This window comes from Serratia sp. TSA_105.2, assembly GCF_052692115.1.
In genome coordinates this window covers 111,539-124,044 of the sequence record NZ_JBQZFT010000009.1, presented here as the reverse complement: position 1 = coordinate 124,044, position 12,506 = coordinate 111,539, and the positions used below count along the sequence as shown (strand labels likewise).

At 58.6% G+C, this 12,506-nt stretch carries 12 protein-coding genes; 3 read left to right on the top strand and 9 right to left on the bottom strand.

Annotated features, from left to right (window positions below; all coding sequences use genetic code 11):
- Positions 1 to 21: 21 nt before the first annotated feature.
- From ACUTSC_RS21060 to ACUTSC_RS21040, 5 genes are all read right to left on the bottom strand, one after another.
- Positions 22 to 1,008 carry an autoinducer 2 ABC transporter substrate-binding protein gene (locus ACUTSC_RS21060; RefSeq protein WP_033636379.1) on the bottom strand — a complete coding sequence of 329 codons (987 nt, stop codon included), beginning with the start codon at positions 1,006 to 1,008 and terminating at the stop codon, positions 22 to 24.
- 329 nt (positions 1,009 to 1,337) lie between these two features.
- Positions 1,338 to 2,681, bottom strand: a complete 1,344-nt coding sequence (gene gdhA, locus ACUTSC_RS21055; RefSeq protein WP_197768580.1) for an NADP-specific glutamate dehydrogenase — start codon at positions 2,679 to 2,681, stop codon at positions 1,338 to 1,340.
- A gap of 199 nt (positions 2,682 to 2,880) precedes the next feature.
- Positions 2,881 to 3,318 carry a universal stress protein UspA gene (gene uspA, locus ACUTSC_RS21050; RefSeq protein WP_004930988.1) on the bottom strand — a complete coding sequence of 146 codons (438 nt, stop codon included), beginning with the start codon at positions 3,316 to 3,318 and terminating at the stop codon, positions 2,881 to 2,883.
- 267 nt (positions 3,319 to 3,585) lie between these two features.
- On the bottom strand, positions 3,586 to 4,494 hold the full coding sequence (locus ACUTSC_RS21045; protein WP_197768579.1) for a LysR substrate-binding domain-containing protein: 909 nt from the start codon (positions 4,492 to 4,494) through the stop codon (positions 3,586 to 3,588).
- Between the two features lie 103 nt (positions 4,495 to 4,597).
- A complete protein-coding gene (locus tag ACUTSC_RS21040; protein ID WP_197768578.1) occupies positions 4,598 to 5,371 on the bottom strand; it encodes an SDR family oxidoreductase in 774 nt (257 codons plus the stop codon).
- A 439-nt stretch (positions 5,372 to 5,810) separates the two neighbouring features.
- Between ACUTSC_RS21040 and uspB the strand changes: the two genes are divergently transcribed.
- Entirely contained in the window at positions 5,811 to 6,146 is a 336-nt protein-coding gene (uspB, locus tag ACUTSC_RS21035; protein ID WP_016930435.1) for a universal stress protein UspB, read from the top strand.
- Positions 6,147 to 6,223: 77 nt separating this feature from the next.
- Here the strand turns inward: uspB and pitA are convergent, their stop codons facing one another.
- Positions 6,224 to 7,726 carry an inorganic phosphate transporter PitA gene (gene pitA / locus ACUTSC_RS21030; protein ID WP_197768577.1) on the bottom strand — a complete coding sequence of 501 codons (1,503 nt, stop codon included), beginning with the start codon at positions 7,724 to 7,726 and terminating at the stop codon, positions 6,224 to 6,226.
- A gap of 300 nt (positions 7,727 to 8,026) precedes the next feature.
- Between pitA and ACUTSC_RS21025 the strand changes: the two genes are divergently transcribed.
- Complete coding sequence (locus ACUTSC_RS21025; RefSeq protein WP_445653541.1) at positions 8,027 to 9,226, top strand: NAD(P)/FAD-dependent oxidoreductase; 1,200 nt, start codon at positions 8,027 to 8,029, stop codon at positions 9,224 to 9,226.
- Between the two features lie 28 nt (positions 9,227 to 9,254).
- On the opposite strand, the gene add is transcribed toward ACUTSC_RS21025, so the two are convergent.
- Both add and ACUTSC_RS21015 read right to left on the bottom strand, forming a co-directional pair.
- Positions 9,255 to 10,217 carry an adenosine deaminase gene (gene add, locus ACUTSC_RS21020; RefSeq protein ID WP_445653540.1) on the bottom strand — a complete coding sequence of 321 codons (963 nt, stop codon included), beginning with the start codon at positions 10,215 to 10,217 and terminating at the stop codon, positions 9,255 to 9,257.
- Positions 10,218 to 10,256: 39 nt separating this feature from the next.
- Entirely contained in the window at positions 10,257 to 11,198 is a 942-nt protein-coding gene (locus ACUTSC_RS21015) for a nucleoside hydrolase (RefSeq protein ID WP_445653539.1), read from the bottom strand.
- A gap of 161 nt (positions 11,199 to 11,359) precedes the next feature.
- Here ACUTSC_RS21015 and ACUTSC_RS21010 point away from each other — a divergent pair, with 161 nt between their 5' ends.
- Positions 11,360 to 12,043, top strand: coding sequence for a cyclic nucleotide-binding domain-containing protein (locus ACUTSC_RS21010; protein WP_197768574.1), 684 nt, complete (start codon positions 11,360 to 11,362; stop codon positions 12,041 to 12,043).
- On the opposite strand, the gene ACUTSC_RS21005 is transcribed toward ACUTSC_RS21010, so the two are convergent.
- Positions 12,040 to 12,453, bottom strand: a complete 414-nt coding sequence (locus ACUTSC_RS21005) for a VOC family protein (protein WP_089186554.1) — start codon at positions 12,451 to 12,453, stop codon at positions 12,040 to 12,042. The two genes, ACUTSC_RS21010 and ACUTSC_RS21005, sit on opposite strands and share 4 nt — an antisense overlap.
- Between the last annotated feature and the right edge of the window lie 53 nt (positions 12,454 to 12,506).

Sequence of the window (12,506 nt, the reverse complement as noted above, 5' to 3'; positions counted from 1 at the left end):
GTGGCGAAATTACGCGAAAAATCAGAATCCAAGCGATTGGGCGTTGTCTTTGGTCACTTCCAAAATCTTATTAAACCGAATCACTTTGTGTTCCATGTCGACGTCAGCCTTGCCAAGGCCCTCGATCGACAGGTCTTTGTTCACTTCCTTGCCCTGCAGCAGCTGGTCGGCCACCGTCACCAGCGCATAACCGGCGTCTTTCGGATCCCACAGCAGCGCTTTTTTGATGTCGCCGCGCATCAGGTAAGGGGCGGCCTGCGCCGGCATGGCGATGCCCACCACCGCGATTTTGTCCTTGGCGCGTTTCTTGGCCACCGCCTGGCCGGCGCCGATCGGGCCGAGCGAGCCGAAGCCGATGATGCCCTTCATCTGCGGATAGGTTTTCATCAGATCCAGCGTGGTGGCGTAGGATTTGTCGATGCTTTCCGCCACCGGCAGGCGCGAGGTGACTTCAAACATGTCCGGGTATTTTTCTTTCTGGTATTTGATGGCGGAGTCGGCCCAGGCGTTGTGCAGCGGCACGGTCAGCGAGCCGACGTAGATCGCATAGCCGCCTTTGCCGCCCATGTCTTTCGCCAGCTCATCGACGTTGGCCTGCGCGTATTTCTCGCTGTCGATGGTCTCGATGTCCCACTGGCCGATCTGCTGGTCCGGGGATTCATGGGTCAGCACCACGATGCCTTTGTCGCGCGCTTTTTTCAGCACCGGCTCCAGCACCTTGGCGTCGTTCGGCACCACGATGATGGCGTTGACGTTCTTGGCGATCAGATCCTCAATCACCTTGACCTGCGCGGCCGGATCCGGCGTAGAAGGGCCGGTCTGGTAGGCGTTGACGTCGAGTTTTTTCGCCGCTTCGTTGACGCCCACTTCCATGCGGTTGAACCACGGAATGCCGGTCACTTTAGCGACCACGGCAATCTCATACTTATCAGCGGCGAACACAGGTGTTGTCGATAACATGCACGCAGAAACCACACATGCATTTAATAATGCGAGGTTAAATTTCATTAGCTGTACCTTTTTTTATCTGTAGGGGTGGCGGTTTTTCCACCGCTGCAGATTACAAAGGAATGGAAGAGGGGGCGTAGCTGAAGTTAATGAAATGTGATCTGCGCACATTTAAGTAAAATAATGGCGTATTTAGTGTTAAATAAATGTTTAATTATTTGGTGGTGGTAAATTTACTACCGATTAATAAGCAATAAAAAACCTTTTATTAACTTTTATTTAACGTATTGGCATCATTTGGATGGAGGGAAAGCATAAAAAAATGCCGGCGCAGAGGCCGGCATTGAAGCATTTAATCGATGTGTGAACAAGATCACCTTTAAGGCGGATTACAGCACGCCCTGCGCCAGCATGGCGTCCGCGACCTTGACGAAACCGGCGATATTCGCGCCGTGCACGTAGTGGGTTTGCTTGCCTTCGCCGCCGTATTCCACGCAGGCGTGGTGAATATCGGCCATGATATGTTGTAAACGTACATCCACTTTCTCTGCCCGCCAGCCGATGCGCGCGGCGTTTTGCGCCATCTCCAGCCCCGAGGTGGCCACGCCGCCGGCGTTGGCCGCCTTGCCCGGCGCGAACAGCACGCCGGCGTCGAGGAAGGCGTCGGTGGCCTGGATGGTGGTCGGCATGTTGGCGCCTTCCGCGACCGCCTTCACCCCGTTGCGGATCAGCGTCTGCGCCGCCTCGAGATCCAGTTCGTTCTGGGTGGCGCACGGCAGGGCGATATCCACCGGCACGTTCCACGGCTGCTGGCCCGCCAGATACGTCAGGCCGCGTTCGCGGGCGTAGTCCGCCACCCGGCCGTAGCGCTGGTTTTTGATCTCCGCCAGGTGCGCCAACTTCTCGGTGGTGAAGCCGTCTTCGTCCACCAGGGTGCCGCCGGAATCCGACACGGTGATCACGCGCGCATCCAGCTCCAGCGCTTTCTCGATGGTGTACTGCGCCACGTTGCCGGAGCCGGACACCGCCACCCGCATGCCCTCAAAGCCCAGGCCGTGGCGCTGCAGCATGGCGTCGGTGAAGTACACCAGGCCATAGCCGGTCGCCTCGGGGCGGATCAGGCTGCCGCCGAAGGAGAGACCCTTGCCGGTAAATACGCAGGCGGTATTGTTGGACAGTTTTTTCATCATGCCGGCCATAAAGCCGACTTCGCGGCCGCCGACGCCGATATCGCCGGCCGGCACGTCGGTGTCCGGCCCCAGATGGCGGTACAGCTCGGTCATCAGCGCCTGGCAGAAGCGCATGATCTCGCCCTGGCTTTTACCCTTGGGATCGAAATCGGAACCGCCTTTGCCGCCGCCCATCGGCAGGGTGGTCAACGCGTTCTTGAAGGTCTGCTCAAAACCGAGGAACTTCAGGATCGACAGGTTTACCGACGGGTGGAAGCGCATGCCGCCCTTGTAGGGGCCGATGGCCGAGTTGAACTGCACGCGGAAGGCGCGGTTGACCTGCACCTGGCCGCTATCATCCACCCAGCTGACGCGGAACTGAATGACGCGCTCGGGCTCCACCAGGCGCTCCAGCAACGCATGTTCGCGATAGCGCGGGTTGCGTTCGATAAACGGCCACAGCGAGGTGAATACTTCGCGCACCGCCTGCAAATATTCCGGCTGGTGGGGGTTATGGCGTTGTAACGAGGACAGGAAAGACTCTACCGATACGGCATATTCCATGGATAACTCCTTTTCGCATTAAATTTCCCCCGCTATTTCTTATAGATATGGGTATAGGCGATGCCCGGGGGAGGATGTTGTGTCTTTAGCGACTATATCATCGGAGGGCGGTTGATTATCAAGCGATTAATCGGCGTGGCGGCATGAAAAACGCCCGCAGGGCGCGGGCGTTGGGTAGTTAAGTTAGCAAGTGCTTACTTTATTCGTCTTCTTCATCGCGCAGCGGCACGATCAGCATATCGATGTGCACGGTATTGATCAGCTGGCGAGCGGAAGACATCAGCTTGCTCCAGAAGTCCTGGTGGTGGCCGCACAGCACCAGGTCCATGTCGTATTTCTTGATGGCATCGACCAATACCTGCGCCAGATCGCCGCTGCCGCTCAGGGTCTCGGTGATCGGGTAGCCGGCGTTCTGCGACAGTTCGGTCAGCGCCTGGTGGGTTTCCTCGGAGATGCGTTTTTGCATGTCGCCGAGATTGACGTCGATAAGGCCGGTATAGAGGTCGGAATAGTTGACATCGACGTGGATCAGAGAAACTTTAGCGTTGTACGGTCGCGCCATCGAGACGGCTTTTTCTACCAGGATCTTGCTTTCCGGGGATAGGTCCACCGCGATCAGTATGTGTTTGTAAGCCATAAGAATACTCCTTCCATAAACATGCCGATTAAAAAGGGTTAGCAGGCGTTCCGTTTACCCGCCTGGCGCTTTTGGTTCCATAGTATCATTCGGATAACGCAATGATATGTTGGGGCGATCACACTGCGCCGCATCGAAAATCTCTCCGCCCGATACCTTTCGTTGTACACCCGCGCGGCGTAAAAGCCTATGGGTTATGCGGATGCTGACGGTCTGACCGCTTGAATTATAAGCGTTATTAAACAAAGTATAGCGCTAAATGTGCAATCAGCGCTCCAGATGCGGCTGCAGCAGGCTTTCAAACCACTCATGAAACACCGCCAGGCGGCGCGATCGCTGGCGGCGATGGGGGTAGATCAGGGCGATCGGCATGGAGGCGGCGCGGTAACCAGGCAGGACTTCCACCAGTTCACCGGCGTCGAGCAGGTGTTGCACGTCGTAGCGCGGGATTTGCATTAGCCCCAGCCCGGCGCGGCAGCAGGCGATGTAGCTTTCGGCGTTGTTGACCACCACCCGGCTGGGCAATTCGAGCCGTTGCGTATGGCCGTCGTCGGTCAGGTATTCCCAGGGGGATTCGCGGCCGGTTTTGGGCGAGGCGTAGCCGATGCTCCAGTGCCCCTCGACGAGATCGCCGGGTTGGCGCGGATGGCCGAATTCGCTCAGGTAGGCGGGGCTGGCGCAGTTGATCAGCGCGATATGGCCGAGCGGGCGCATCACCAGGCTGCTGTCGTGCAGATCGCCGACGCGCACCACGCAGTCGACCCCTTCCTGGACCAGATCGATGGCGCGATCGGCGGAGCCGAGCAGCAGCTGCAGATGAGGGTGGCGCCGCAGCAGGCCGGGCAGCGCCGGGGCGATCAGCCGGCGGGCGATGCGGCTCGGCACGTCGACGCTGAGCCGGCCGGAGGCCTGGCGCTGGCTGGCCTGAAACGACTGATCGATGTCTTCCACCTCGGCCAACAGCGGGCGCAGCCGCTCGAGCAGCTGTTCGCCGTCGGCGGTCAGCCGCACCTGCCGCGTGGTGCGGTGCAGCAGGCGCACGCCCAGCTGCGTTTCCAGCTGTTGCACGGCGGCGGACACCGAGGCGCGTGGCACCTCCAGCGCATGGGCCGCCCGGATAAAGCTGCCCATTTCCGCCACCTGTACGAATACGCGGTATTGATTGAATCTGTCCATCTCGTTGACCTGCTGTTCCTTGGCGCCGTTTCTGACAGAGAGTGTAGCCGCATGGCGCGGTTGCGCGCGAGCAGGTGCGGGGGCATCAGTGCCCCCGTCGAACTTATTTGGTGGTGTAGCCGCCGTTGATCAGGATGGTTTGGCCGGTTATCCACCAGCCGTCGCTGACCAGGTGGCGAACGAACGGCACCACATCCTGGATGTCGGTCAGGCCGGTTTTACTGAACGGTGACAATGCCGCCGCGCTTTGGTGATATGCCACCGCATCGGCGCCTTCGGCCGGATAGAAGAACGGCGTATCCATTGGGCCCGGGCCGATGGCGGTCACGGAGATGCCGCGTTCGCCGAACTCTTTGGCGGCGGCGCGGGTGAAGTGTTCCACCGGCGCCTTGGTGCCGGCGTACGCGGCGTAAAACGGCGTAAAGGCGCCGAGCAGCGAGGTGACCAAGGTGCAGATTTTACCGTTGTCGTTGAGATGCTTGCCCGCCTCTTTCAGGAAGAAGAACGCGCTTTTGGCGTTGACCGCCGTCATCTCGTCGTACTCGGCTTCGCTGATTTCAGTCATCGGTTTTTTCAGCACTTTGCCGACGGTATTGATGGCGATATCCGGCTTGCCGACGGCGGCGACCGCATCGGCGAACAGCTTCTCGACGGCGCCCGCGGTGGTCAGATCGGCCTGCAGCGCGACGCCTTGCGCCCCGGCGGCCTGGATGGCGGCGACGGTCTTATCCGCCTCGGCTTTGGAGGCGGCGCTGTTGTAGTGGATCACCACCGCTTTGGCGCCTTGTTCCGCTAAATCGCGTGCGATCAGCCCGCCGAGATTTTTGGCGCCGCCGGCGATCAGGACGGTTTTTCCTTTGATTGAATGGTTGGCCATAACAGTTTCCTTGGGTGCGGGTGAATGTAACGGAAACTTGAGTCTAACCAGCGTTGGGCGAAAGATCAGCGGCGTGGGGCGGGATAGACTATCCAGGAAAAACGACTAATTGCAGACGGACGGTTATCACTTATAACGGCCCGGTGGGTGACTTCCCAGCGCGGGGCGGTAAATTTTATCCACTGATCAGGCCAGTTTGTGTTTCATTAACCTACAATGATGGATATGGGCCTCATCATTTCCCCTCTGAGTGGAACCACGCTGTGCAAATCTCTCTGTGCGGTGCGGTAACGTCTCCGGAGGTGGTGGGTTATGGGCGTGGCCCGTGCAGGCAAAAAAGGGGATGAGAGCGGTAAGCTCCAGCAGAGTATCGGGTAATGAGGTAGGGCGGTTGGACCCGGCGGATGGCCGAGGATAACAACGCCTTGAGGGGGCAATCATGATCAGTACCGTCGCGCTGTTTTGGGCCTTATGTGTGGTGTGTGTGGTTAACATGGTGCGGTATTACTCTTCTCTGCGCGCGCTGCTGGTGGTATTGCGCGGCTGTGACCCGTTGCTGTACCAATACGTCGATGGCGGCGGTTTTTTCACCGCCCACGGGCAACCCAGCAAGCAGCTGAGGCTGGTGCGCTATATCTTCGCGCAGCGCTATGTCGAGCACCACGATCCGGAGTTTATTCGCCGCTGCGAGCGGGTGCGCGGGCAGTTTATGCTGACCTCGGCCCTGTGCGGCCTGGTGGTCATCAGCCTGATAGCGCTGATGATCTGGTATTAATGCCTTTCTGTTTCCCTTGATGCAGGCAAAAAAGGCGGCCCTGGGGCCGCCTTTCTCATGCTTATCGCTCTTATCGCTTAGATCAGCTTCAACGCAACCCAATACAGCGCACCGGAAAGCAGAATCGAGATTGGCAGGGTCAGTACCCAGGCCAACAGGATGTTCTTCACGGTTTTGCTCTGCACGCCGCCGCCGTCCACGATCATCGTCCCGGCAACCGCCGAAGAGAGGACGTGGGTGGTGGAGACCGGCATGCCGGTATAACTCGCCACGCCGATCGACAGCGCCGCGGTCATCTGGGCCGATACGCCCTGGGCATAAGTCATGCCTTTCTTGCCGATCTTCTCGCCGATGGTGGTGGCCACGCGTTTCCAGCCCACCATAGTACCGAGTGACAGTGCCAGCGCGACGGCGACGATGATCCACATCGGCGCGTACTCGACGGTCTGCAGCAGATCCTGACGCAGGTTCTTCAGGAAGCGCTGGTCGGCGGATGAGGTTTCCGGCAGCTTGGCGACTTTATCCGCCGTGTCGGTCACACACATCAGCAGGCGACGCAGGTGGCTGCGCTGGTCAACCGTCAGTTGATCGTAGCTTTGCAGGTTGGTCAGCATACCCTGAGCCAGCTCGATCGCCGGCATGGCGCGCGAACTGTCGCAGTGGAACTCGGCCGGCTTGTTAGGCGCAGCTTCGTCATCCGGGCTTGGCACCAGTGGCGTCAACGACACCGCATGCGACAGCGCGTCGCCGTGCTGCTGGTAATATTGCTGCAGGTGGGTCACGGCGTCACGCGTACGGGTGATGTCATAACCGGTTGCATTCATATTGACCACGAAGCCGGCCGGCGCAACGCCGATCAGCACCAGCATGATAAGGCCGATGCCTTTCTGGCCGTCGTTGGCGCCGTGCGAGAAGCTGACGCCAATCGCCGACAGGATCAGTGCGATACGGGTCCAGAACGGCGGCTTGCGTTTGCCGTCGACCTTTTCACGTTCCGCAGGGGTCATGTGGATACGCTGGCGTTTCTTGGTGCCACTCCAATAGCGGCGCAAGGCGAACACCATCACTCCCGCCACCATCATGCCGACCAGCGGCGAGAACAGCAGAGAAAGGAAAATGCCAATCATTTTCGGGACGTTAAGCGCATCCACCACCGAAGTGTGGGTCATCAGGGCGTTGGTTAAACCGACACCGATGATTGCGCCTATCAGCGTATGGGAACTGGAGGCCGGCAAACCGAAATACCAGGTGCCGAGGTTCCAGATGATTGCCGCCAACAGCATGGAGAAGACCATGGCTAATCCGTGTGCTGAACTGACGTTCAACAACAGATCGGTAGGCAGCAAATGGACGATGGCGTAAGCAACACTCAAACCGCCGAGCATTACGCCAAGAAAGTTGAACAAACCTGCCATCACGACCGCAAGTTGCGAGCGCATGGCGCGGGTATAAATAACTGTAGCGACCGCATTGGCCGTATCATGAAAACCGTTGATGGCTTCATAAAACAACACGAACAACAATGCGAGAATTAACATCAGGCCGGTATGGAAATCCAGGCCAGCGAACAAATGCAGCATAAGCGTTACGCCAGTTTGTGGACATGAACGCCGCGCATTATCAGTGACAACCGGTGCCGGGGAAAAGGAAAATATGACGTTTTTTTGATTTGGACATGACGAAACGATGACGCGCCTATAACAAAAATATGGAATATCAACGCGTTAATCTCCTCTGACCTCTGTAATATTTTCTTACTATGGCGTTGGCGCCGCCGGGACTTTACAATCTGCCGCCGTGAATTTGGCGGTGACCGGCGGCGAAACGGCGTAATATGGCGCTCTTTTGTCGCGATTGTGGTTTTGATAAGTGAGGCTCAGGTGGAACAGTTTGATGTCGTAGTGATTGGGGCGGGCGCCGCCGGCATGTTTTGCGCCGCGCAGGCGGGGCAACTCGGTTGCCGCGTGTTGCTGCTCGACAACGGCAAAAAACCGGGCCGCAAGATCCTGATGTCCGGCGGCGGGCGCTGCAACTTTACCAATATGTACGCCGAACCGGCGGCCTATCTGTCGAACAACCCGCACTTCTGCAAGTCGGCGCTGGCGCGCTACACCCAGTGGGACTTCATCGATCTGATCAACCGCTACGGCATCGCCTACCATGAAAAAACGCTGGGACAGCTGTTCTGCGACGACTCGGCGCAGCAGGTGGTGGATCTTCTGATCAAAGAGTGCGAGCTGGGCCAGGTGACGATGCGCCTGCGCAGCGAAGTGTTGGGCGTGGGGAAAACCGAACATGGCTACGCGCTGGCGCTGAATGGTGAAAAAGTGAGTGCTCGCTCACTTGTGGTGGCCAGCGGCGGTTTGTCCATGCCGGGGCTGGGCGCTTCGCCGTTCGGTTACAAGCTGGCGGAGCAGTTCGGCCTCAAGGTGCTGCCGACGCGCGCCGGGCTGGTGCCTTTTACCCTGCATAAGCCGCTGCTGGAGCATGTGCAGACGCTGTCCGGCGTCTCGGTGCCGGCGGTGATCACCGCCGAGAACGGCGTCAGCTTCCGTGAAAGCATCCTGTTTACCCATCGCGGCCTGTCCGGCCCGGCGGTGTTGCAGCTGTCCAGCTACTGGCAGCCGGGTGAGTATGTGAGCGTTAACTTACTTCCTGAGCTGGATTTGGCGGCCTTCCTGGATGATCAACGCCGAGAGCACCCGAACCAAAGCCTGAAAAACACCCTGGCGCTGCAATTGCCGAAGCGGCTGGTGGAGTGCTTGCAGACCCTGGGACAACTGCCGGAGGCCACGCTGAAGCAGCTGAATGCGCCGCAGCAGGCGGCGCTGGTGGATCTGTTGCAGAACTGGCGCGTGCAGCCGAACGGCACCGAAGGCTACCGCACGGCGGAAGTGACGCTCGGCGGCGTCGACACCAGCGAACTTTCTTCCAAGACGATGGAGGCCCACAAAGCGCCGGGGCTCTACTTCATCGGTGAAGTGGTGGATGTGACCGGGTGGTTGGGCGGCTACAACTTCCAGTGGGCGTGGAGCTCTGCCTGGGCCTGCGCCCAGGCGCTGGCGGCGCAGGGGCGTTAAAACCCGCTCAGCCTTGAAACGTGCCGGGTCACATTGGCCCGGCCTTGAGCTGATTCATTAATTTCATTTTAGTGTCGCCGTCGAGAAAACTCGCCTCCAGCGCCTGTCGGTTGCTGCGGTTAAAATCGTCATCCTGCCAGCCGAAGGCGTCATGCAACAGCCGGTACTCCTTGTTCAGCGTGGTATCGGCGACGGTGCGTGCATCGGTATTCACGTTCAGCCGCACTCCCATCCTTTTCAGCCGATCTATCGGGTGACTGTCGATGCTGTCGAACAGATTGCAGACGAGATTGCAGCTGGGGCAGATCTCGAGCAGGACGCCGGTGGCTACCAGGCGCTCAATAAGCGCAGCATCCTCGATGCTCCTGACGCCGTGGCCGATGCGCGACACCTGCAGCCTATCCAGCGTTTCCCGTACGCTGTCGGCGCCCTTCGCCTCACCGGCGTGGGCGATGACGTTGCCGCCGGCTTCGCGCACCGCCCGAAAGGCCGCTATGTGATTGGCCAGCGGGTAACGCGCTTCGTCGGCGGCCAAATCCAGCGCGACCACGCCGCGGCCCAGAAAGTTAACCACGAGCCCGGCGGTTTGCAGGCTGGCGGCCGCATCGAAATGCCGCAGCGTGCACAGGATCAGCCCGGCGGCGACGCCGTAAGTTTGCGCGGCGTCACGCATCGCGGCGAGCACCGTCTCGACCACCGCTTCACCGCTCAACCCCATCCGGGTATGCAGCAGCGGGGCAAAGCGCACTTCCGCATAGATGACGTTATCCGCCGCCAGCTGCGCGAACAAGTCATCGACGGCCAGCGCTATCGCCTGGCGCGTCTGCAGGAGGTCTATTTGCGGTGCGATCTTGTTTAAAAAGTCTCCGAGATCGGCGCATCGTTTCGGCGCGATAAATTGTCGATTAAAGGCCGTTCTGGTTATTTGCGGGTCGATCTTTTTGACATAGTGGTAGCTTAAACAGGTATCCAAATGGACGTGTAATTCCACTTTCTTCAATTTTCTTGGATCTAATTTCATACGGGCCACTTATTTCATTAACGGCTGAGATAACAACGAAAACAGTTTTTCTTTAAACCGGCCGGGTTTAATGCGGGTGATCACGCGGGCATTGGCCGGTTCGCCGGTCAGATGGGTGGAATCAATGACGTAATGGCCGTAAGACCTTTCACTTTTATATTCTACCCAGGAATACGCCTCCAGACTGGTCTCGACGATGTCCGGGTAGAGCGCCACCGCCATGGTGGTCGGATCGGGCAAATCAAAGCCTTTACGCTCGGTGCGCCCGGCGTTGAACGCCATCAGCGTGCGATTGCAGCGCACGGCAAAGCGCCCCAGATCGCTGAGATCATTCAATCGTGCTATATCACGTTGGTCGATAAACGCTTCCCCCATCCCGATCTCCCAACCGACGAGGGTGAGGGGCAGCCCGGCAGTGAGCACCACATGCGCGGCTTCGGCGTCGGCGTAAAAATTAAATTCGGCCAACGGAGTGATATTGCCGGGCGTCAGCCCGGAACCGCCCATGACATAAACCCTTTTCACTTGTTCGGCCAGCGCGGGCGCTTTCAGCACCGCCATCGCAAGATTGGTCAGCGGCCCGAGGGTGACGATTTCCAGCTCGCCGTTGAGCCGTGCGGCGCAGTCGATGATGGCGTCTACGGCATGCATGGGTGCGGCGGTCAGCTGTGGATCGGGCAAGGCCATGTCGCCCATGCCGTCTTCACCGTGAATGTGGTGCGAGTGATAACGCGTTCGGAACAGCGGTTTCGCCATGCCTGCATAAACCGGTGGCGTATAGGTTCCCGCTTTTTCCACGCAGATAAGTGCATTTTTGACGCATTGTTCAAGCGGGCAGTTGCCTGCGACCGTGGTGATCGCTTCCACCCTCACGTCAGGCTCGCGCAATGCCATCAGCAGGGCGACGGCATCGTCGGAGGCGGTATCGGTATCTATCAAAATATGTCGCATGGCACTCTCCTTGGGTGGGGTCTGCGGAGAAAATACCCAGACGGTCCGAGGCAAAAAAGGTCAGATGTCCTGTTTCGTTCTGAAGCGCGCCGGCTATTCTGGGCGCAGCCGAAAAGATAGGATGCAAGACGTTAACGGATAAGCCCTGGGAGTGAATCGCCGTGAAAACTGTCGGTGACAGCAAGCTAAAAGAAGCGTTTATCGAAGCTCACGATCTGCGAACGGCGCTTTCGCCCCCGCTGCTGGCCGCCTTGCGTCTGGTCAGGGTCGAGGCCGGTGAATACCTGGTGACGCAAAGCGATCGGTTGACCCACCTGTTTTTTCTCGTGCAGGGAAAATTGCAGGTTGAGAATTACGATGTGAACGGCATGCACATCGTCTTTTCCTTCGAAACGGATTTCTCGGTGATAGGCGATCTGGAGCTGTTCTCCCGGGCGCAGCGGGCGGTGTTCAGCACCGTTCAGGCGGTCACGGACGCGCTGATCTTCACGCTGCCTATCGACGTCATCAAAGAGCGGGCTATGCACGATCCTGTTTTCCTCGCCTTTATGTGCCGGCAGTTGAGCGACAAGCTGCTTAACGCTTCATTGCTGCATGCGAGCGGCGGCTTAACGGCAGAATATAAGCTGCGCAAATTTTTGTTATTTAAAATAAAGCAGGAAGGCGTACAGATTCAGCTCGAAAACAGGGAGTTGTTGGCGGGCAGATTAGGGATCTCCGTCAGGCAGCTGAGCCGCGCGCTGGCGCAGCTCGCGGCGGACGGTATTATTCAGTTTAAAAACAAATCGCTGCGGGTGGTGGATAGCCAACGGCTGGCCGACATCAACGGGAGCGTCAGGATCTAGCCGATCGCCGGCCCCTTAAGCTCGATGCGATTGCCGTCCGGATCGCTGAAGTAAACCGATGGCCCGTCGCCTTCCGCACCGTAGCGCGATTCAGCAGGATCGACGGCGATCCCCTGCGATCGCAGATAGGCCAGCAGTTCGTCTTCGTTGAAAGGATCGATGCGCAGGCAGAGGTGATCGACATTTTGCCGGTGAGGATCGGGCGCATCGCCGCCTTTTTTTCCAAGCTGGCCGTTAACGTCGACCAGATCAATCATGGCCGCCCCGGCGCGCAGGTGCATCAGCCCCAAATCCGGTCGCCGTTTGGCGATATCACAACCGACGATCTGGGTATAAAAATGCAGGCTTTTCTGCATATCGCGCACGCGCAGAACCACATGGTCGATAGTCTTCAGGCTGAAAGGGGGCATGATTTTCTCCCAGAATCGCTGCGTTACTCATCAGCATAATCGGCAACGCCCGA

What these genes read in the sequence shown, in the direction of transcription:
- uspA (WP_004930988.1), bottom strand. Translation starts at nt 3,318, where the DNA reads ATGGCTTACAAACACATACTGATCGCGGTGGACCTATCCCCGGAAAGC.
- ACUTSC_RS21015 (WP_445653539.1), bottom strand. Translation starts at nt 11,198, where the DNA reads ATGCGACATATTTTGATAGATACCGATACCGCCTCCGACGATGCCGTC.
- gdhA (WP_197768580.1), bottom strand. Translation starts at nt 2,681, where the DNA reads ATGGAATATGCCGTATCGGTAGAGTCTTTCCTGTCCTCGTTACAACGC.
- ACUTSC_RS21045 (WP_197768579.1), bottom strand. Translation starts at nt 4,494, where the DNA reads ATGGACAGATTCAATCAATACCGCGTATTCGTACAGGTGGCGGAAATG.
- ACUTSC_RS21060 (WP_033636379.1), bottom strand. Translation starts at nt 1,008, where the DNA reads ATGAAATTTAACCTCGCATTATTAAATGCATGTGTGGTTTCTGCGTGC.
- ACUTSC_RS21040 (WP_197768578.1), bottom strand. Translation starts at nt 5,371, where the DNA reads ATGGCCAACCATTCAATCAAAGGAAAAACCGTCCTGATCGCCGGCGGC.
- uspB (WP_016930435.1), top strand. Translation starts at nt 5,811, where the DNA reads ATGATCAGTACCGTCGCGCTGTTTTGGGCCTTATGTGTGGTGTGTGTG.
- ACUTSC_RS21005 (WP_089186554.1), bottom strand. Translation starts at nt 12,453, where the DNA reads ATGCCCCCTTTCAGCCTGAAGACTATCGACCATGTGGTTCTGCGCGTG.
- pitA (WP_197768577.1), bottom strand. Translation starts at nt 7,726, where the DNA reads ATGCTGCATTTGTTCGCTGGCCTGGATTTCCATACCGGCCTGATGTTA.